The organism is Spirosoma profusum (genome assembly GCF_014699005.1).
Lineage (GTDB): Bacteria > Bacteroidota > Bacteroidia > Cytophagales > Spirosomataceae > Spirosoma > Spirosoma profusum.
The window spans coordinates 1-21474 of sequence record NZ_JACWZY010000051.1; the positions used below are offsets into that span (position 1 = coordinate 1).

14 protein-coding genes are annotated in these 21474 nt (G+C 45.2%); 10 read left to right on the forward strand and 4 right to left on the reverse strand.

Annotated elements, in window-relative coordinates; genetic code table 11:
• Positions 1-1340: 1340 nt before the first annotated feature.
• Both IC229_RS32040 and IC229_RS32045 read left to right on the forward strand, forming a co-directional pair.
• Positions 1341-1796, forward strand: coding sequence for a hypothetical protein (locus tag IC229_RS32040; RefSeq protein WP_190892568.1), 456 nt, complete (start codon positions 1341-1343; stop codon positions 1794-1796).
• A gap of 329 nt (positions 1797-2125) precedes the next feature.
• Complete coding sequence (locus IC229_RS32045) at positions 2126-3004, forward strand: substrate-binding periplasmic protein (RefSeq protein WP_190892569.1); 879 nt, start codon at positions 2126-2128, stop codon at positions 3002-3004.
• Positions 3005-3077: 73 nt separating this feature from the next.
• Here the strand turns inward: IC229_RS32045 and IC229_RS32050 are convergent, their stop codons facing one another.
• Positions 3078-3242 carry a hypothetical protein gene (locus IC229_RS32050; RefSeq protein WP_190892570.1) on the reverse strand — a complete coding sequence of 55 codons (165 nt, stop codon included), beginning with the start codon at positions 3240-3242 and terminating at the stop codon, positions 3078-3080.
• Positions 3243-3425: 183 nt separating this feature from the next.
• Here IC229_RS32050 and IC229_RS32055 point away from each other — a divergent pair, with 183 nt between their 5' ends.
• The 4 genes from IC229_RS32055 (at position 3426) to IC229_RS32070 (ending at position 7323) form a co-directional block, all read left to right on the forward strand.
• A complete protein-coding gene (locus tag IC229_RS32055) occupies positions 3426-3866 on the forward strand; it encodes a helix-turn-helix domain-containing protein (RefSeq protein WP_190892571.1) in 441 nt (146 codons plus the stop codon).
• Positions 3761-4459 (forward strand): IS630 family transposase, encoded by a 699-nt coding sequence (locus IC229_RS32060; protein WP_223834329.1) that lies wholly within the window; start codon positions 3761-3763, stop codon positions 4457-4459. Before IC229_RS32055 ends, IC229_RS32060 begins: the two co-directional genes overlap by 106 nt.
• Before the next feature lie 100 nt (positions 4460-4559).
• Positions 4560-5090 carry a hypothetical protein gene (locus IC229_RS32065; protein WP_190892572.1) on the forward strand — a complete coding sequence of 177 codons (531 nt, stop codon included), beginning with the start codon at positions 4560-4562 and terminating at the stop codon, positions 5088-5090.
• Positions 5053-7323 carry a DEAD/DEAH box helicase gene (locus IC229_RS32070; RefSeq protein WP_190892574.1) on the forward strand — a complete coding sequence of 757 codons (2271 nt, stop codon included), beginning with the start codon at positions 5053-5055 and terminating at the stop codon, positions 7321-7323. The genes IC229_RS32065 and IC229_RS32070 overlap by 38 nt, the downstream gene beginning before the upstream one ends.
• 61 nt (positions 7324-7384) lie before the next feature.
• Here the strand turns inward: IC229_RS32070 and IC229_RS32075 are convergent, their stop codons facing one another.
• Together IC229_RS32075 and IC229_RS32080 are read right to left on the reverse strand one after the other, a co-directional pair.
• On the reverse strand, positions 7385-7882 hold the full coding sequence (locus IC229_RS32075) for a hypothetical protein (RefSeq protein WP_223834330.1): 498 nt from the start codon (positions 7880-7882) through the stop codon (positions 7385-7387).
• A gap of 321 nt (positions 7883-8203) precedes the next feature.
• The gene (locus IC229_RS32080) at positions 8204-9298 is read right to left on the reverse strand and encodes a PDDEXK nuclease domain-containing protein (protein WP_190892582.1); all 1095 of its coding nucleotides are present in this window, start codon (positions 9296-9298) and stop codon (positions 8204-8206) included.
• A gap of 347 nt (positions 9299-9645) precedes the next feature.
• Between IC229_RS32080 and IC229_RS32085 the strand changes: the two genes are divergently transcribed.
• Both IC229_RS32085 and IC229_RS32090 read left to right on the forward strand, forming a co-directional pair.
• Entirely contained in the window at positions 9646-13050 is a 3405-nt protein-coding gene (locus tag IC229_RS32085; protein WP_190892584.1) for a helicase-related protein, read from the forward strand.
• A 62-nt stretch (positions 13051-13112) separates the two neighbouring features.
• The gene (locus tag IC229_RS32090; RefSeq protein ID WP_190892590.1) at positions 13113-16490 is read left to right on the forward strand and encodes an Eco57I restriction-modification methylase domain-containing protein; all 3378 of its coding nucleotides are present in this window, start codon (positions 13113-13115) and stop codon (positions 16488-16490) included.
• A gap of 12 nt (positions 16491-16502) precedes the next feature.
• Here the strand turns inward: IC229_RS32090 and IC229_RS32095 are convergent, their stop codons facing one another.
• Positions 16503-17456: a TaqI-like C-terminal specificity domain-containing protein gene (locus tag IC229_RS32095; RefSeq protein ID WP_190892591.1), complete on the reverse strand. Its 954-nt coding sequence runs from the start codon at positions 17454-17456 to the stop codon at positions 16503-16505.
• Between the two features lie 35 nt (positions 17457-17491).
• On the opposite strand from IC229_RS32095, the gene IC229_RS32100 reads away from it, so the two are divergent.
• Positions 17492-18094, forward strand: a complete 603-nt coding sequence (locus IC229_RS32100; protein WP_190892592.1) for a master DNA invertase Mpi family serine-type recombinase — start codon at positions 17492-17494, stop codon at positions 18092-18094.
• 502 nt (positions 18095-18596) lie between these two features.
• The gene (locus IC229_RS32105; protein WP_190892593.1) at positions 18597-21230 is read left to right on the forward strand and encodes a choice-of-anchor Q domain-containing protein; all 2634 of its coding nucleotides are present in this window, start codon (positions 18597-18599) and stop codon (positions 21228-21230) included.
• The last annotated feature ends 244 nt before the right edge of the window (positions 21231-21474 follow it).

Here is a 21474-nt window from a genome sequence, read left to right on the forward strand (position 1 = left end):
ACGGCTTACGTGGCGATGTATGAGAAATAGAATAATTTTTAGTTGACAAGGCTTGTTTTGTTCATAGGAATCGCTCCCTCCTGAGACGATGAGAGATTTGAGTATCTATAATTCGGGCATTTCAAGAGACGGTATTTAACCTTAAGTTGCGTACTTTGGCTAACAGACAACTGATTTTACAACAGGTTTTGAGGAATGAAATGGTATACTAGATTGCTACCTACTGACAACCACAGCGGCTATATCTCCATCTTTATTTTATTAGCAGTAGTCGCGTTAATACTTCTCAATTGGACGTTTTCGTATGTAACGTTAAAGATTGTAGGGGGACTAGTTATGTTATCTGGCGTGTTAAGTCTATATGCTGCCTTCTATACCAAAAATGAATACACTTTCACTTTCTTCATACCTTATGTTAATCAGCGATTGTGGAGTCGATCAACTAAAAAGGCGGTTAATATATTGGGTGGCTTATTATGGATCTTTGTAGGAATTATCCTACTTCGAACGGTTTAGCTTATCATATTTGCTCATATACAACAGAAAATGAAAATTGATTTACACTTACTCAAGCAGCATAGTTTTATGGCTATAAGCGCTTTTGTAGTGGCGGTATCAATATTATTGTATAAGAATAGATTTACCCTAGAACTTAATAATAATGTTAGATATCTTTTAAATGGTATTCTTACATGCGTGTTCTTTCCCTGTATTGTAATTGGATTTGGATTTCTCGCTCTGGACCGTATTGCAATACGACGGATAATAGCTAGCATTTTGCTATTAGAGGGTATGTACATTCTGTATATGATAATAGAAGCAAATACTTGAATCTGTCAGATCAGGTTTCTACGTGAACAACATAAAGCTACTTATACGACAATTTTGATGGGTCTTTTTCTAATCAATAATCCCCTTTTTTACGTATTTGGCGCAACGTTTTTTGTTCTGCAAATGACCAAAGCATATTTGCATTTCAAATACCTTATCGCCAAAGATTCGAAGTACCAACAGACTACACGACTACGTAAATACAATATATTTTTGGATAGCTTATCAATAGTTAGACCCTTCTCAAACCCTAATAACTTACCTGAAATTAGAAGGTTAAACATCCTAACAGCACTCTGTTATTTATCGGTAACTTTAATGATGTTGGCCGGATTGGACAAAATATAATCAAGGCAAGTTTTACCGCTATAGCCATGCATAAGGCACTCTAACCTAAATACTCAGGTATGCCCCGTCGCAGCAAACCCTCCCATGCGAGACGAAGGCAGTTTCCTGTTTCTTGACCGGGCGATTAATGAACCAGAACAGTCACAAGTTCAAAAGACTATATGAAATTCGTTTACATTATTGATGTTGATTTGAACATTATTGAAATTGCAGGAAAAGGAAGTGACCGGCTTCAAGTTTGGAACGAGATTTTAAGCAGAAGCCAAGCTGACTTGGATAACCTGATACCATTAACTATTGTCAAAATACTGCCACATCCACTTTTGGAGAAGCTACAACTTACCCTACAACAAAAAATAGAAGAGAATGCATCACTTCCATCCGACCATTCTCAATGGGAAGGTCGTTTCAAGGAAGAAGACGTATTTGTGAAAAAGTTAATCTTCGGACAGCCTTACAAATTGTACACCTCTGGTAGGGAGAATACAATAACCTTTCTGGCAAATATTTATAATTTCATTATGCAAACACCCAATTCTGGTCTGTTTGAAGTAACAGGTTCTACTCATAGCGAAATCAAAAGGATTCTTAGCTCTGCTTCGGCAGGTTCCGTGTGACAGGAAGCGTGTAATGGAGGTCAGTTCTCAGCCCAACTACCACCGTGTTCGCGGGCGAACGAACCAAGAAGAACCGTTAAGAATCCATTTTAACTACGTCTCATATATGGCTCCCAAGTGAGACGAACGAGCGTTCATCTATCTGCTTCAAAAATGGGGCTATGGAAGCGGTCTGGGTTGTGCAACAGCCACAGGCGATTTGTGAGATACTAATACGCTTTATGAGTATATTTTCTAGTATGCTTTCTTTAGAACTTTACAAAATATGCATTTCGTATTTTGTAATGAAAGTGCGTCAATCAGCGGGTTAGCCAACATGAATAAAGAGTATGCAAATTGACTTGACAGCAATTGGAGTGATAATTGCCGCAGTGGCATTAATTATTGCCTACTTGCAGCTTGTTCGCACCCCAAAGTTGTCTCAAGATAAACAAGTTAGTAGCACAAAAAAGGAGAGTCTGCTAAGTAATATCAAAGCAAATAATCATATTACTATAGGCTATTTCAATTGTCGCCCCTTTATTGAAATGGTTGCAGAAAGTAATTCCGAACCTAGCGGCTATTATGCTGCTATTATGAAAAAAATTTTCAACTCTTACAATATTAATATTTTGTGGAAACAACTCTCCATTTGTAATTCTATCGAGTCTGTTTTGAACAAAGATGTTGACGTTATAGTATCAGTTTTTCAAACTGCAAAAAGAGCAAAATTTGTTGACTTTTGTTGCTTACATCATTCTGTTAAAATTGGTGGAGTTTGTAGAAAAAATTTGACAGGAATAAAATCATTATCAGACTTAACAACTAATCAGGACTTAAAAATAGTAGTAGGGAAAAATGAAATTGGACATGAACTAATTGAAGTTCTTAACCTTCCAAGGAGACGTTTAACAATCATTGAAAATGAAGATACTGAAAAAATAATCTCATTTATTGAGATTGGTCAAGCCGATGTGGCCATATTGGACTCTCGATCTGTTAAAAATTTTTTTGACAATTTCTATACCAAGAAAGGGGTTACCTTAAAACCAATATTTCAGATAAACCCTTTGCTTATATGCTTAAATGGAATTATGATTCCGCAAGATCAGCATGAACTGTCTTATTGGCTAGAAAACGAAATGAAAAAAGTAAGAAACGAGGAAAGTATTAAACAAATGGAAATAGATTTTTTGGAAGAATTTCAAGGAATTATAAATCGTATATGAACCGCTATACGTCTAATAACATGGGGTTTTATGCAAGTGTGGCTGGACGTTGACAGTTTCGGCAGCAGATTCTCTATTCGGCAGCAGTTCGCCACTCGTCTTCGGTTCGGGGGCGATGAAATTCTACTCTGCATTTGTTCTTATCTTCAACTTTCGTAAAATTGGCATCATGTTCCGTGTTGGATGTTCCCTGAATACCCACCTTCGACAATACCTGTTCGTTGACGATCGGTCTCACAAAAATGCTCTATTGCTGCGACGAGGTAGGTTCCATGAATCTGGTTCTTGAATGAGGCGTTTTTTAATAATTGTCAACTACTAGGCCTAGCATACGACTCTGAGAGAAGTACAAATTAAATGTAAACAAATTCATTGTAAGTAGTCTGTAAGAAATAGTTTGCATTATTTCTAACTTGCCCCCATGGGACGAGTAAATACACCACTGCTAACTCAGACCCAACGGGCTGATCTAGAACGCGAACTGAAAACTAACGACAACTATAGCTTTCGCATGCGCTGCCAAGCCATTATGCTCAAAGCAACTGGCCGTAAATCGAAAGATGTTGCCCAGATTGTGGGCATGTGCCATGTGAGTGTGAATAGTTGGCTGAAGCGCTTTAAAACCGATGGACTACAAGGGCTACAAACCAAACCGGGGCGGGGACGTAAGCCCTTACTGGATAAAGTAACCGATAAAGATGCGGTACTGGCCGCTATTAAAGCCAACCGCCAGCGCATCCAACTAGCCAAAGCCGATTGGCAAGCCACTCGCCAGGAAGGCAGCAGGCCTGTCAGCGAATCTACGTTCCGAACGTTTTTAAAAACCTTGGTGGACGATATAAACGAATTCGCCGACGGGTAAAAGGAAAGGCCGACCCACTGATGTATACTCACAAAAAGGAACAGCTTATGGAGTTGGAAGAACTTGCTCAGCAAGGATTGATTGAGTTGTTGTATGGCGATGAATCGCACGTGTGTAGTGAGGGGTATGTGCCTTACGGCTGGCAGTTTCCTGGGGAGAATGTTCATATAGCGGCTCAAAAGGGCTTCAAGGTCAACTGTTGGGGCCTGATCAGTCGGCAAAATGTTTTGCATTGGGCGACGACTCAGCACCGGATTACCGCTCAGTTTGTGGGCGAGCAACTCGATAGGCTTTCGTTGCAGCTTCATCAGTCGACAGTGATTGTGTTGGACAATGCCCGGATTCACACAGCAGGCTACATCCAAAGGATGCGTCCGATTTGGGAAGCCAGAGGGCTTTATCTATTTTTCTTACCTGTTTACTGTCCCCATCTCAACCTGGCCGAAACGCTATGGCGGCATCTAAAAGGGGGATGGCTAAGGCCCGAAGATTATTTGACTAGTGATGATTTAGCCTATGCCCTGAATCGCTGTTTGGCAAATGTGGGTGGAAAGCTAACCATCAACTTTAGGACTTTTAATGCAAACCAATAAACGAGGGCTACTTATCTATTATTAGATTTCAACTTATACCAGCGAAATAGCCACATTGGTCGTCCACCTCATGTACTAATGCTCAAACTTTAGATTTCTTATGCATGTAGGTTTTTTATTATTACAGGAACTCGAAGTCAATGATGTATTCGTGGGGGCACTCCTTGTTACGGATGAATCGGGAGTGCCGATTGAATTTAAATGTACTCATGCTATTAAGCCGACATTGATTCAGCGAGCATTATACGGCGATAACTTGCGTCCTTTTATTGGCGTCACTTTATGCGGAGTTCCTTTGTATCAATCACTCAAAAATGAGCCAGATGTAATTTTTATCAAACAGGCTTTTTGTCTAAACCTACATCTAGAGGTTAATGCAGATACCGTTCTGGTATCCAGGGCTGGTGAATCGCTAGGTACAGGTGAGCTTTCTCATCGGGACCGCATGAATAGCGAGGGCGGTTTTCCACCCATAATCGTTACCTATCATCCTGATTCCAAGAAAAGTGAAAATGACGAGGTTCGGGAGTTGATCAGTCAGGTATTTCTGAATGTCGATGTATTGGAGCCCTTTGATCGAATTAGCAAATCCATTGAAGTTTTGGGGCGAAATGATCCACTATACAGGTAAAAATTGGATAGAAAAACTACCATTCATCCAACGTACAAAGCTAGCACTGGCCAGTTCCACGGCGTCATTTGAGAAGCCGTACGTGGCTTCTTTGTTTGTTGAAGATCTGGTAATACCTCAATCGTCAGTAACTTCCCTCAATACTTTTGAACTAAACACTCCTCGCCTTTCGATTGATCTTTGCTTTGATAAATCATCATTCTCGCCAGGTAAAAGAGGAAATCTTTTTTCGCCAGTTAGCTTCCCCGCGCTGAGTGAAAACCTCTGTTTCTCGACTCCAACACAGACTGATGATATTGAGCTATTGAAACTGGACAGTGAGAAGATCGAAAGTGTACCCATTAATTTCAAGCCAACAGCTGTCTTTTTTATTAAAAACGGCTTTACTATTAACGTTCCTATCATTGACGACCAAACCAATTTGATGGCTATGACAGGTTTACAGCCTGTTATTGTAGATATACCATTTCAGCTTACAAGGGTCGAGACTAATGGAAAATCATATGGTAAAAGAAGGGCTAAATCCATTTCTCCCCCTACATGGAGCTTATTTCCAGCTGAATCAGAAACTAAACCAGATGAAAACAAACGAGCTCTTAAAAAGCAGCTTCAACCTCAGTTTTTGCCAGCGGATATCCTTGACCTATTTGATCTTATTTTCCCCGTTTTACAGCCACCACTGGGGAGGGATTTTAAACGTGAAATTGATCTTCCCAATGAACCTTATCCTTATCAATGGGAAGGCATTGGCTTTTTAACAGATAATCCGAGAGTTTTGCTTGGCGATGAAATGGGATTAGGAAAATCCATTCAGGTGATTGTGGCAATCAAGCTGCTCATCCGAAAGGGAAAAGTTCTTTCTACGCTGATCCTATGCCCAAAAGCGGTAATGGGAGACTGGGAGGTCAAATTGAGGACTTGGGCCCCAGAATTAAAAGTTACCAGGATGGATGAAGCAAGGGATAAACGGGCGGCCCGGTGGTCCCAGCAATCCCATGTCTATCTCTGCACATACGAAACATTCCGGTTGGATTTTAGCTACACAAGCTCACTGCGAAATTTGGAAGTAACGTCGAAGGGTCATACTATAACCTGCCCAAATCCAGCCTGCAAGGTGTTCTTAAATGTTCCATATGCGTTCCACAACAACCCAACAATTAAGATAAACTGTCCGACTTGTAAGCAGACGTTTTTTTATCCGCTTGGGGGAGATCGTGCCCGCACCAAGTTCGACCTGGTAGTTTACGATGAAATACAAAAGATAAAAAATCCGCTTACTGATGCCAGTAAGTCAGCCCGTCTCCCTTTTAGTACTTATCGTTGGGCATTGTCAGGTACACCTCTTGAAAACAAAATTGAGGATTTGCTTACGGTAATGACAACGATTAAGTCCGATATTTTTAAAGGAGTTAATACAGATAATTTAGATGCGGTAAAACGGGCTTACAAACCCTTTTTTAAACGACGCCGAAAGCAGGATGTACTAAAAGATTTACCCCCAATCATGCACGATGAAATCTGGCTCGATTTGTTGCCCTCCCAACGAACGTCCTATCAGCTAGCTGAATCGCAGGGCATCATTGAACTCAAAGAAAAAGGCGAAACCATAACCATTCAGCATATCTTCGCCTTAATCACCCGACTTAAACAAATATGCAATTTTGATCCTGGCTCAAGCCAAAGTGCCAAGCTGGAATACCTTGAAAATGAGGTTGAGAATTTGGTTGAGCAGGGGGACAAGGCGTTGGTTTTTTCGCAATATGTTACGACGCTACGCCTGATATTACCTTCCTTTAAGCCGTATAATCCCCTGCTATATGAGGGTAGCCTGAGCACGCCCCAGCGCCAGCGGATGGAAGAAAAATTTCAAGCAAAGGACAGTACACATAAACTTATGCTATTATCGTTGATGGCAGGTAATGCCGGGATTACTTTAACCGCAGCTAATTATGTGTATCATTTCGATTCTTGGTGGAATCCGGCCACCGGAGCACAGGCCTTAGGACGTGTCCATCGGATCGGTCAGCGGAAAAATATAGTATTTAACCGGGTGCTGATGACCAACAATACTATTGAAATGCGTATTCACGCAATCTTGTCGAAGAAACGGCAACTTTTTGATTATGTAGTTGACGAGTTAAGCGATCCTGAAGGACTTGCAATGCTTAGTCGGGAAGAACTCTTCGGCTTATTTGGACTTACATATAATCCAACGAAATCCAAGCAAGCATGATTACAATGAATCGATCCGGATGGTTAGTTACGAACAGGAGGTAAACTGACGGATTCCAACCTCAGTTTCTGGCGCTAAACCCATACATATCAATAATTTTTGCTTTCGGGTAGTTGATATCGGTTTTCAAACCGGATTTAAAATCCGTTGTAAAGGTTGAATTAGCCAGTTCATCAATGGTCGACTGGTATTGCGCATAAAACATCTTAATTAGAGTCAGGGACTTCTCATTTATCCGCCTGAAGCCGGCGTTCTCCTTTCTAAAAATGGTCCGGAACGTATTACAAAAATGCTGATCGAAAGCTGGCATAAATCCAAAAACGCCCAGTAACACTTTGGTAATCAAGGTTAAGTCGCTTTGCCTATTTTGTATAAGGGTACCTTTAATACCTGAATAAATGGTTATGATTTTTTGGATGTTTTCATCGGTATAGGTGTCCACGTCGATCGTCCAAACAGACCTATCCAAGCTGGCAATGTATTCAATGGTTGGTTGGAAATATTTAGCACTCTTACCAAGCAGAAAACTCGATCCCCTAAGCATACCCCAACTGGCCAAGTAAAAACCAAGGGTTAAGCAGCTCATTTCGGAGTCACTGGTTAGGTCATAGGGTCTGGTTAACCGAAAATAATTGTAGCAGTAGTCAAACGAGCTAAAACGGTCTTCAGGACTGGATTTATGGATGAACTTTTCGACAGTAGTTACAATGTCATCGTGGGTGATCGTCATACGTTGGCATGGATAGTGGAATTGACTAGAACTCTAAATTTTATCCCCAAAGTGGTTACCATTTATAAGCTTTACACTTAATGATTACAAAAAACTATTTGGCTTATAAATCATACATTACCTTCGTTTTTCGCAATACCATAAACAACTCTATAACCCATGGCTTTCTCGCTCAATCAGTGCTAGAAGCTGCTTTTTATCAGGTAATTCAGACAAATATTGTGAGACAAACACTTCATTTGCCATGCCATTGGTGGCATACTCGACTAGAGAATTATCCTTACTGGCACATAAGATGATACCTACGGGCGGATTATCACCCGCGCTCATTTCGTTGGCTTTGTAATAATTCAAATACACCGTCATCTGACCAGCATCTGCGTGGTCGAATTCGCCGATTTTGAGATCGATCAGCACATGGCACTTTAGAATACGATGATAGAAAACTAGGTCAATTCGATAATGGCGATTACCGAAACTGATGCGCTTTTGACGAGCCTCAAAGCAGAACCCTCGTCCTAACTCCAGCAAGAAATCCTGTAAATTGTCGATGATAGCCTTTTCCAGATCGTTTTCCGTGTATTCCGGTTTTTCCTGTAAGCCCAGAAACTCCAGCAAGTATGGATTCCGAATCAGGTCTTCTAAGCCAGCCGGTTGATTCTCCTGAATGCGGGCAATCACGGCGGCTTTATCAGTTGACAGGCTGGTGCGTTCAGCCAGGAGCGTCGTAATAGCCCGGTTTAGTTCATGAACCTTCCAATTATTTTTGAGTGCTTCAACCTCATAAAAACGACGAAGTAATGGATTATCGACTTTCAGTAGTTCGACAAAATGGGAGTACGTCAATCGATCCAGTAAGAGAGATGGATTGAGCGCCGGTAAGTCCTGATTAGTATTGGCATTACTGGCTACATCTATCTTTTGAATGAGTTCAAAATCAGGCAGTTTGAATTTGGCAGACAGCGTCTGCCAAATTTGAGGATAGGTTAGATAGAACTGGCGATACTGCCGAAGCGAGCGGTCAGATACGCCCTTGATGGAGTACTTTTGTAGTTCAATGGATAAGCGTTTATGTAGTTGTTGGCCGTAAGCCGCGCGGTCTATGCCATGCTGCTCGAACTCAACAATATAAAATCCAAACAGATAGTTGCGAAGGGTCAATAATTGATCGGCCTGACGAGCCGCCTGCTGACTAAGCTGTCGATGAAGCCCGTCTAACGTACTAATTAACTCCGTGAATTGCATGAAGGGTGAGTAAAACGTATTCAATATAGTCAGGAATCAACAAAGGACATCGCAAAAACTGCGCACAGTTTTCATATAGTGCGTGTAATTGGTTCGTTCACTAAATGATCACGGTAAGGTAAAATCGACAGTAGTAGCTAAAAGCTGTCAGTTATCTACTGGGGCGGCCCCTCTTGGGATACTCACAGTCATAACTAAAGTTTGAGCATACGTAAAGTGTAAAAGAATGCTACTAGTCTGAATATAGGTTGTCAAGTTCGGTTTGAAAGCGGCAACCTATATTCAGACTGAGACGCTATATTTACCAATTCACTTGTATAGTAAAGCCAAGCTTTAAGGTTTATTTCATGTCCACCCAACTCTTTACAAACCGGGATGGTAATACGCTGATCAAAAAGTTTGAAGGCGTCTTTACGTATATGCCCGGCATTGCCTGTTTTGATGTGCTAGTTGGTTACTTTCGGGCATCAGGCTATTTTCGGGTACGTCCACTTCTAGACAGGATTCCTAAAGTGCGTATCCTAGTGGGCATCGACGTTGATCGACTGACCAAAGACTTTCACGATCGAGGACAAATGTTTCTCAAGGATGGCAATTTGACCCGCGCAGAATTTCTCGCTCAGATTGCCCAGAATATTCATGATGCTGACTATGATAAGCAGACCGAGGACGGTATTATTCAGTTTATTGATGATCTGATAGATCAGAAAATTGAATTGCGGGCACACCCGGAAAAAACGATTCACGCCAAGGTATACATATTCAAGGGTGACCCGTTCAACGAACACACGCCATGTGAGTTTATTACGGGTTCCTCAAACCTGACGGCGGCCGGGTTAGGCATTAACGACAAATCGAATTACGAGTTTAATATCAGTGTCAGAGATTATCCGTTGGTGAAAGCAGCTGCCGACGAGTTTGAACTGCTCTGGAATGAATCAGTGCCTATTCTGAAAGCAGAAGCCGAAAAACTGAGGCAGCGAACGTATCTGCGAGATGATTTTACGCCGTTTGAACTCTATATCAAAATGCTGATCGAGTATTTCGGGAAGCGGGTCGATTATGATCCATACAATATCGAAATGCTATTGCCGCTGACCTATTACAAGCTCAAATACCAGACCGATGCGGCTAATCAGGGCTATGCCATTATGATGAAGCACAATGGGTTTATTCTAGCGGATGTAGTCGGGCTAGGCAAAACCATAGTGGCCTGTATGGTCATCAAAAAATTCATCTATGAGAACGGAACGCACACCAAACTGCTGGTCGTGTGTCCGCCCCCGCTAATTAATAACTGGAAACGGACAGCCCGCGATTTTCAAATTGAAAACCATTTACAGTTCATTACCATGGGCAGCTTGGCTAAAGTACTCGACGAGGAGAACTTCGATTACCACAACGCCGATCAGTATGACCTGATTGTGGTCGATGAGTCGCACAAGTTTAGGAACGATTACACGGGTATGTACCTACAATTGCAGGAGATTTGTAAGCGTCCACGGGTGCGACGGGCCGAGAATGGCGATGACCGCAAAAAGGTAATGCTCATCTCCGCTACGCCCCTCAATAACAGCCCAGCTGATATTGAGAACCAGCTTTACCTATTTCAGGATCGGCGTAACTCTACGCTGGAACGGGTGAGAAATCTTCAGGATTACTTCAAGCCCGTTAAAGACAAATACAAGAAGCTGGCGAGTGAGCCTAAACTCAATATTCCAAAGCTGAAAACCCTGTTCGCTCAACTTCGGAACGATATTGTGGAGCCACTGGTCATTCGGCGAACACGGCGTGATATTGAAAGCAACCCCGATTATCTGGCCGATCTAAAAGGGCAGAACATCAAGTTCCCTAAAGTTAGCGACCCCATAGAGCTCTACTACCGGCTTGATGACGACCTGGCCGACCTGTTTTTCGATACCGTTGAGTTGATAACAGGACTCGATGCCGACGGGCAGCCCGTCGACGGATTGAAATATTACAGGTATCGGGCTATTGAGCACCTGACTCGAGACGAAGACCGGAAACAGTACGGCAACGTAGAAAGTATTTCCGAACGTCTAGCTGGCATTATGCGGATTCTGCTGGTCAAGCGGCTCGAAAGTTCGTTCCACGCTTTCCGCGGTTCGCTCACCCGACTCAACAAAGCCATTGACAACATGCTGACCATGTTTGTCAATGACCGGGTGTTTGTCGCTCCCGATCTTGATGTAAATAAGCTGTTAGAAGATGGCTACAGCTACGACGAAATTGAAGAGCGAATCACGCTAAGTAATCTAAACCCGTCAAAAGGGAGCAACAATCGCGAGTTTAAAGCTGCTGATTTTGACGCAGCCTTTCTTGATTTACTAAAAACCGAGAAAGAGAAGGTTGCCAACTTATTGAATCGGTGGAAACAGGTTCATCAAGATCCCAAACTGGAAGAGTTTATCGACCAACTGAAGACCAACTTTCTCAGTAAAAAAACGAACCCCAGCGGCCAATTAGTCATTTTTACCGAATCGACTGAAACAGCGGCCGATGTACAGCGGTGTATGGAGGAAAAAGGGTATGGCAAAATCCTGAGTGTGAGTTCGACCAACCGGAAAGAATCGGAGATGGCTATTCGGATGAATTTTGATGCGAACGTACCTGAGGAGAAATGGCAGTATGATTACGACATCGTGATTACGACCGAGGTACTAGCCGAAGGTGTTAACCTACACCGTGCCAATGTAATTATCAACTACGATGTCCCCTGGAACTCGACCCGTCTCATGCAACGTATTGGCCGGGTAAACCGGATTGGCACCCGCGCTGACGCAGTGTATGTCTACAACTTTTATCCATCTGCGCATGGCGACGATGAAATTAAGCTGGTAGACACGGCCCTGCGGAAACTCCAGGCGTTTCACACGGCCTTTGGTGAAGATAATAAGGTGTTCTCTCGACTTGAAGAGGTAGGCGAAGGCGCGCTGTACGGCGTTAAGATTCAGCAGGAGGAAAGCGAAATTGAGAAGTACCTCACCTTTCTGCGACAGTACCGGCAGAAACACCCAAAGCGGTTTAGGGACATTGCCAAGATTCCAAATAAAGCGCGCTGTGGCCGTAGCGAAGCCAACGTACCTGAGTCAAACCGTCTCGCTTTCGATGAAGACGCGTTAAACCCGAGGAGCCGGGCCACGTACCCGTTGGCGCAAACCTCGCTAACGTACCTGAAAAGCGACAATCACCCCGGTACGTTTTGCTTTGTACCCCTTCAAGGGCAGCCCGTTGAATTGTCTTTTTTACAGGCCGCTAAACTCTTCGAAGCTTCGGACATTGAAAAGGCCATAGCCCTCCACCAGGAACACCATCAGCAAACGTTGGCTGGCCTAGAGTTCTTTAAAACTGATAAAGTTCAACAGGACATTCAGAGTCAGACCGTTAACCGGCAACAACTGAGTCCCGTAGAAAACAAAGCTATTACCAACTTGATTTTCATGGCCAAACATGCACCGACCGAACAGAAGCGCAACGCGCTGAACCGGTTTGTGAAGTCGATTAAGGATGGCAAATTTGCCTCGAAAGGAATGCCCAAAGAAGTGGTTGATTTCTACGAAGCCAACAAGAAGATGGCCGCCAATCCACCCGTCTATCTCGACGCGCTGTTTGCTCAGGTACTTGACCGCTACGCTATCTCGGCCGATGAGCAACCCGACGAAGGTGGAATAGTAGTGCATCAACGGGCGATTATCAACCCTAAAATAGTGCTGACTGTCAGCTTTACGTAATTCCTATTCCCTACATACTGGCTCATCCCGGTACAAACGGATGAGCAGTTTACCGTCACACCATGCCCGGAAAACTACAACTTCAAACTGTCCTGAATCTACCTTACGACCGCGTTACATTTGTACGCGAAGTGCTGAGTTCTATTTTCGACGGGCGGCTCACGGCCTACTCGCCCGCCGTGGCTCAAAGCAACTTCACCGCCACCGAGCAGAAATTACTACAGTCGGTAGAGCATTATGCTGATCTGACGCTTGACGACGGCTCCAACCTGCGGTGTTTTGAGATTCGGCTACAGCCGCAGGTACGTATCGAGCAGAGCCGCGTGGGTATTCAGCAATATGTACGTAAGTTGCTCACGGCCGGGCAGGCGGTGCTAGTGAATTTTATAGCGACGCTGGCCAACGGACAACCCGACCCAGCTCAACCCTGGCGGCTAACGCTTGTAGCCAAAGACACGGCCCTTATCGACGGTGAAATTAAAGACCGCCCTACCCATGCCAAACGGTATACGTACCTGCTGGGGCCGGGGCAGGCCTGCCGTACAGCCGCCGAACGGCTGGTGAAGCTCTACGAACAATCCACGCTCGATTTTGCAGCTCTGGTGCAGACCTTCGAGGTAGAGGCTTTGAGCAAGACGTTTTTTAAAGAATATAAACGCCACTACGAAGCCGTTAACACGTACCTGAATGGTTCGGCATTTCGGGCTTCGGTGTTTAATGGTGACGAAAAAGCCATTCGCGACTGGTCAAAAAAACTGCTGGGACGGGTAGTGTTTCTGTATTTCGTGCAGAAAAAAGGGTGGCTTGGGGCCAGTAGCACCGCCTATCAGGATGGCAACACGCGCTATGCTGTGAATTTTCTGACCGATCTGTTTCACCAGGCAGGTGCCAACGATGCCTTTTACCCGACCTGGCTCAGCACACTTTTTTTTGAGACCCTGAACTACCCCCGGCCTAATGACGACTTTACGATGCCCGACGGCAGTCAAGTGAAGGTGCCGTTTTTGAACGGGGGACTGTTTGACCGTGACGCGCCTGACCACAAAGATCCGATTCCGCTGCCCGCCCGTCTGTTTCATAATGAACAAAACCCAGACGACCCAGCTCTGCGTGGCTTTCTTGACTTTTTGAACAGCTACAACTTCACGGTGCACGAAGACAGCCCCGACGACCATTACGTGGCCGTTGACCCCGAAATGCTGGGCAACATCTTTGAAAACCTACTCGAAGACAACAAAGACAAGGGTGCATTCTATACGCCCAAGGCTATTGTGCATTACATGTGTCAGGAGAGCCTGATCGAATACCTGAATACAGCCCTGAATCTATCTAAGCACCGTGCTGACCTCGCCGATTTTGTAGGTACTAAACTGCCCAACACCTTTGTGCTGGCCAACGCCACCGCTATCAACAACCTACTCGACTCGGTGAAAATCTGTGACCCAGCCATTGGCTCGGGGGCATTTCCAATGGGGCTTCTGCAGGAGATTTACCAGTGCAAACTGGCCCTGCCCGGCAACACCAACCACGCCGAAATTAAGCTCAATACCATTCAGAATTCGATATACGGTGTTGATATTGAGCGTGGTGCGGTAGATATTGCCCGGTTGCGGTTCTGGCTCTCGCTGGTCGTAGACGAAGAACGCCCCCGCTCGCTTCCTAACCTTGATTATAAAATTGTAGTAGGCAACTCGCTGGTAAGCAAGCTCGATAACGAGGTTCTAACCCTCGACTGGACGTTGCGTGGCAACATTGGGGCCGAGCAGGAGATTGTAACGCTCACCAAACGGCTGGGCCAGAAACAGCGTGCCTTTTTCACGGCTTCGGGCGACAAAGCCACGGCCCAACGCGACATTCGCGATCTGAAAATTGACCTGTTGCTAGCGCAAATCAACCTTGACCGCGCCAAGCTGCTGGCTAAAATGCCGGCAGCAAGTCTTTTTGGTGTATCTGCCAAAGAGCAGAAACTACACATGGCGTTGCAGGAACAGTTGCAGGCCGTTGATGCCACTATTCGTAAGCTAAAAACCCTGCGGCAGGACCCCACTCAAACCTTGCCCTACTTCGACTGGCGGCTCGACTTCCCTGAAGTGCTCAACCCGCATGTCACCGAGAATGTAGGCTTTGATATAGTAGTTGGTAATCCGCCGTATGTACAGATTCAGAAGTTGGATGAGTCTACTAAAGCCGCTCTTGAAAACCAGAAGTACGAGACATACATCCGGATGGGTGATCTGTACCAGTTGTTCTACGAGTTAGGACTAAATGTCTTAGTGCCAGGCGGCCATTTGTGTTTTATCACTAGCAATAAATGGATGAAAGCTGGTTATGGCCAAACGCTACGAAAATATTTGGCTGATAAGCACAACCCGCTTCAATTACTCGACTTTGGTGGCGTTCAGGTGTTCGATGCCACTGTAGATACAAATATTCTGTTGGTTGAAAAAGCCTCATATAGTGGTAAGACCCAAAGTGTGGTGTTTTCAAGAGAGTTGAAAAAGATGGGGAATATCAGCGATTTTGTGCGGCAGTACAGTCAGGCAATTCCGTTGATCAATCCCGAAGCGGGTTGGGTCATTCTCTCGCCCGCCGAGACGCGTATACGCCAAAAAATTGAAGAAGCAGGCGTTCCACTCAAAGAATGGGATGTCAATATATACCGGGGAGTTTTGACTGGCTACAACGATGCATTTATCATTGACGGTGTAACAAAGGATGAATTGATCCGTCAGGACCCTAAATCAGCCGAAATTATACGTCCAATTCTAAAGGGAGCAGACATAAAAAAGTTCAAATACCATCACAACGATAATTGGTTCATTAATTCCCATAATGGTGTTAAAGGAATAGCATTACAAAGAATAAATGTAATCCATGATTATCCGGCTGTATATAATCATTTGGCAAAATATAAAAACTCTCTAGAAATTAGGCTTGATAAAGGAGATCACTGGACAAACCTTAGGAACTGTGCTTACATTGAGGAATTTGAGAAACCTAAGGTGATATGGCAGGAATTGTCACGCTCAGGAAGTGCTTTTTGTTATGTTGAAAAGCCGTTATATTTTGTAAACACAGCATTTATGCTATCCGGGCTTGGGGAAATAGAATTAAAGTATTTAACAGGTGTCTTAAATCATAAAATTAGTCTGTTCTATCTTGAACAGGTTTATGCAAAACTTGACGACACTGGTTGGCGATGGTTTAAGATGGCTGTTGAAAAAATTCCGGTTCCTAAAATATCAATCTTTGACATGTTGGCAATTTCTAAGTTGGTTGACCAAATCCAAAATTTAACACTAATTAGCACAGACTGTTCAAAAGAAATAAAAGAACTTGACAGGCTAATATTTGAATTATATCACTTTACAGATGAAGAAGTTGAGGTTCTTGAAAGCAAGATAGAGTCTTACTTCTCCTCAGCTCGTGGTTTGAAGTGACTCATAATGAGTTCAAATTAAACCAGCTGATTTTACAAACTCTATCTCTTCTTCATTCAGATTATAGAGTTTGTAAATTATATGATCTATTTCTGCCTCTAACTTAGCCGTGCTAGCTGCCATGCCCTTACGCACTGAGATTTCATCTACGATTGCTCCTAAAGTTTCTTCAATTATAAAAGCCGGAATTATAATTTTTACTTGCTCAAAAAAAACTTTTCTCAGCTCTCGTCTATCTTCTCCTAGATCAGGAAAGTACCCTTTGAATATGGCTTTAAACAGTGTTGAGTTAAAAAGTGATGCTAAGTATTTTAAATGGCTTCCTACCATGAAAAATGTCTTATTATTAAGAAAATATTTCTTCTCATCATATACAAAGGGTAAGAATTTTGTAATCTCTGGATAGATAATCTTGGGCTTTTCAAAATCTTGAAAGTAAGCACAATTACGTAAATTAGTCCAATGCGAACCTTTGTCTTCTCTATTCTGTAACAAAGGCTTAAACTTTTCTTGATCTAAGTATTCAAAAACAATCGGGTAATCCAATGGTACATTAACTCTTTCGAGCTTAGTAGCTCGTAGCCCATTATGTGCGTTAATTAGCCATTTATCTGCGTACTCCGCTATATAGGGCTTTATATCCTTACCTCTTAGAATTGGACGTATAATTTCGGCTGATTTAGGGTCCTGACGGATCAATTCATCCTTTGTTACACCGTCAATGATAAATGCATCGTTGTAGCCAGTCAAAACTCCCCGGTATATATTGACATCCCATTCTTTGAGTGGAACGCCTGCTTCTTCAATTTTTTGGCGTATACGCGTCTCGGCGGGCGAGAGAATGACCCAACCCGCTTCGGGATTGATCAACGGAATTGCCTGACTGTACTGCCGCACAAAATCGCTAACTCTGGAAATTAGTCCAATAATTGTCGAAATAAGGGAGTACACCTTTATTATAGACATATATTGCTAAACTTACATCAGTTAGCTACACACCAATGATTTTTGCTTACATTAGGGTTAGTACAGAGAAACAGAATACCGAAAATCAACGTTTTGAGCTTCAGCGGCTTGCTGATGAACGCCAATGGAACATCGATGAATGGACTGAAGAAACGGTCAGTTCAATGGAAAAATTGGAAAGTAGGAAACTGTTTCCTTTGCTTAATTACCTGCGAGCAGGTGATATGCTAATTGTTACGGAGTTATCTCGATTGGGCCGTAACCTAATGCAGATCATGCAGATACTGCATTTCTGTATGCAACGCGATGTGATGATCTATACAGCTAAAGAGCGGTATGAGTTGGGAAATAACATAAACTCCAAAGTACTGGCTTTTGCCTTTGGCTTGTCAGCAGAGATTGAGCGGAACCTAATCTCTCAACGAACAAAGGAGGCCTTGGCGCGTCGTCGGGCTGAGGGTAAAATTCTAGGCCGTCCTAAGGGTCGTAAGTCAAAGTATCTAAAACTTCACGGGAAGGAAGATGAAATTCGCAGCTTGCTTGACAAACGAATTTCGGTTTGTGGCATCAGCCGTATTTTGGGTGTTCATCGAATGACTCTCAGCAGTTATATTAAGCATAAAAATTTGGTAAGTTAACTGGGGGCGACTTACTACTTTTATGCTCTCTCTAGAAAAACTAATCACTAACATTCGACCAAAAAAGGCCCATAACATGTCAAAATCGTGAACTATTAAATTGAACGGTTTTATTGAACGCAAAAAAGCCCATTTTGTATTCCCCCCTCCTACTCTATTTCCGTTCAGAAAAAGGTCCGGATGATTTTTAGGATAAGTCAAGAGCAACCTACCCGGTAACAACAGACGGGTGAAGCCCTGATGGCCATATTCACTAAAACCAAATGGGCTTTGGCTTCCAACATACCGACGGACTTCACCACAGGGAAGGCTGATTGGAGGGTGAGCAAGCCTACAGCGCAACGACCGGGTGAATTTAGCCCGAGCTCCCCCACTCGAAGCGATACCGTTAACGACAGCCAGAGCGGCCGGAAATAACTCATTGACAGCCCCTTGACTGACAGACTTTTCCATAAACTCACTATCTTGTTAAACCTTACGACTTAAACGCTTCAGCTCTATCATGATCTACGGCTACCGCTACGCTGACCGCTGCTCCTCGCACCGCTACTGGCTGCTGACGGGCCTAGTGATCAGCCTCACTACCTTCCCCCTGCTGGCTCAGACCATCCGCTACGTTAAACCCACTGCATCAGGCTCGGGTAACGGCTCCTCCTGGGCCAATGCCTCGGCAAACTTGCAAGCTATGATCAACGCCAGTATATCGGGCAATCAGGTCTGGGTGACGGGGGGCGCCTACAAACCCACCTCCACCACCGCCCGCACCATCAGCTTTGCCATGAAAAACGGCGTCGCCATTTATGGCGGTTTTGTTGGCACTGAAACCACTCTGGCCCAACGACCAGCTATCAACTCGACCACCCCCTCCAGCACTACCCTAAGCGGAGAAATTGGTAGCCCCAGTAGTACCACTGACAACTCCTTCCACGTCATCAACAACCCAGCTGGGTTGACCACCACCGCTACCCTCGACGGTTTTATTATCACGGGCGGCAACGCTAACAGTTTCAGTGGGCTAGATAATGTAGGGGGTGGCCTGTTGAACAATGGGGCTGGCAGTGGCAATGTGTGCTCTCCAACCATTCGACAGTGTGTGTTTGTGGCCAACCAGGGCGTCTATGGGGCTGCCATCAACAATGATGGTAGTTCCTCGGGCCTTAGCAGCCCGGTAGTGACCAACTGTGTCTTCCTCAGCAACACGGCCACCAATGCTGGCGGGTCTGGCGGGGCGCTGTTAAATAGTGGCACCAGCAGTCCACTGCTGACCAATTGTGTCTTCCAGGGCAATACGGCCTCCGGCGCTGGCGGGGCAATCTACAACGTGGCCAGTGTGGGTGGGGGCAGTAGCAGCCCCCGGCTGATCAACTGCTCGTTTCAGGACAACATGGCTGGTAGTGGCGGGGTGATGTATAATATAGGCAGCCCATCGAGCACCTGCAGCCCCGTGTTGATCAACTGTGTACTGTGGAACAATGGAGGAGCCAACACCTTCGTCAATATTAGTGCTACGTTATCGGCCAGCTATACGCTGTTCGAGGCCACGGTCACCGGCTACACCAACCTAACGGGCAACATGACCAGCGTCACCACGCCTTTTGGCTCCCCCACCAGCACTCAGCTGGCATCAGGCTCCCCCGCCATCAACGCGGGTGATCCCACCACCACGCCCACCACCGGCGCCCCGGCAGCGGTGGGCTTCACCGATCTGGCTGGTAACACTCGCTTTGTTGGGGGGCGTATCGACATGGGAGCCTATGAGTCCTGCACCCTCATCGCCCCCCGGCTCTACGTACGGGCGTCGGCATCGGGGGCCAACACCGGCCTGAGCTGGGCGGATGCCTTCACTGACCTGCAAAGTGCTCTAAGCTACTACTGCTCGGGAAACCTGAATGAAATATGGGTGGCGGGGGGCACCTACAAACCCACCTCCACCACCGCCCGCACCATCAGCTTTGCCATGAAAAACGACGTCGCCATCTACGGCGGCTTTGCGGGCACTGAAACCACTCTGGCCCAGCGACCCGCCATCAACGCCACCACCCCCTCCAGCGCTACTCTCAGCGGAGAGATTGGTAGCCCCTCCAGCACCACTGACAACTCCTACCACGTCATTAGTAACCCACCGGGATTGACCACCACGGCCATTCTGGATGGCTTTGTCATCACCGCCGGATTCGCTAACGGCCTTTATCCGAATGATGCTGGAGGTGGCATAGTAAATAACGGTTCTCTCAGTGGCAATGAGTGCAGTCCGCTGATTCGCTCCTGCACCTTTATGGCCAACCAGGCCAGATTTGGAGGAGCCATCGATAATGAAGGCCAAATGGGCGGCACCAGCAGTCCGGTGCTGATCAACTGCGTCTTCCTGGGTAACAACGCGGCCAATAAGGGCGGGGCTATGTTTAACTATGGTCAATCATTGGGTAACAGTTCTCCCCGGCTGACCAACTGTGTCTTCCAAAACAATACTGCCCCTCAAGGCGGGGCGATGTACAACGATGCCGTTTCCGGCACCAGCAGCCCAGTGATGACCAACTGCGCCTTCCAAAACAATATCGCCCCTCAGGGTGGGGCGATGTACAACGATGCCGTTTCCGGCACCAGTAGCCCGGTGATGACCAACTGTGTGCTGTGGAACAACGGGGGAACTAATACGTTCTATACTCTAGGTGCTATGGTAACAGCCAACTACAATCTGTTCGAGACCACGGTAATAGGCTACACCAGCGGACCAGGTAATCTGACGACCACCACCACGCCTTTTGCCTCCACCACCAGCACCAAACTGGCTCCCACTTCTCCCGCCATCAACACCGGTGATCCTACCTCGACCATAGCTACAGTGGGCACAACCGATCTGGGGGGCAACCCCCGCTTTGCTCAGGGACGGATCGACATGGGTGCCTTCGAGTGGGGTACTACGTGTCAGGGGCTGGTCACTTCGCTGAAAGCTGGAAGCTGGAATGATCCCACCGTCTGGGCCTGTAACGTAGTACCTATGACCAGTGATATTGTTCAGCTCAATCACGTCGTGACTTTACCCTCCAGCTACACCGCACAGATCCAAACGCTACGGAACAGCAACACCGGGAAGGTGACCTATCAGAATGGGGCGAAGCTGAGGCTGGGTTTCTGATAAGTGATAAACAGGATCTAACTTGAAATTTTGTGGAATGAATGGTTGTAGCCATTAGTTACATTCTCAGATAACCCTCCTCAAAAAGAGACGAAGCATTAAGCATTCTTCAGTTGATATAAATTGGTTAAATAGCTGCCAGTAGTACCCAGGGCTAGTCGTTTAATGCGTAGGAAGTAGCCTCTCCTTCAGGATCGAATTAAATCGTTGCGACTCTTCCCAGCACGGCAGATGAGCGGATTCT

Coding starts and splice junctions, on each gene's coding strand:
- IC229_RS32105 (WP_190892593.1), top strand. CDS start 18,597: ATGATCTACGGCTACCGCTACGCTGACCGCTGCTCCTCGCACCGCTAC.
- IC229_RS32055 (WP_190892571.1), top strand. CDS start 3,426: ATGGGACGAGTAAATACACCACTGCTAACTCAGACCCAACGGGCTGAT.
- IC229_RS32045 (WP_190892569.1), top strand. CDS start 2,126: ATGCAAATTGACTTGACAGCAATTGGAGTGATAATTGCCGCAGTGGCA.
- IC229_RS32100 (WP_190892592.1), top strand. CDS start 17,492: ATGATTTTTGCTTACATTAGGGTTAGTACAGAGAAACAGAATACCGAA.
- IC229_RS32095 (WP_190892591.1), bottom strand. CDS start 17,456: ATGTCTATAATAAAGGTGTACTCCCTTATTTCGACAATTATTGGACTA.
- IC229_RS32080 (WP_190892582.1), bottom strand. CDS start 9,298: ATGCAATTCACGGAGTTAATTAGTACGTTAGACGGGCTTCATCGACAG.
- IC229_RS32065 (WP_190892572.1), top strand. CDS start 4,560: ATGCATGTAGGTTTTTTATTATTACAGGAACTCGAAGTCAATGATGTA.
- IC229_RS32040 (WP_190892568.1), top strand. CDS start 1,341: ATGAAATTCGTTTACATTATTGATGTTGATTTGAACATTATTGAAATT.
- IC229_RS32090 (WP_190892590.1), top strand. CDS start 13,113: ATGCCCGGAAAACTACAACTTCAAACTGTCCTGAATCTACCTTACGAC.
- IC229_RS32085 (WP_190892584.1), top strand. CDS start 9,646: ATGTCCACCCAACTCTTTACAAACCGGGATGGTAATACGCTGATCAAA.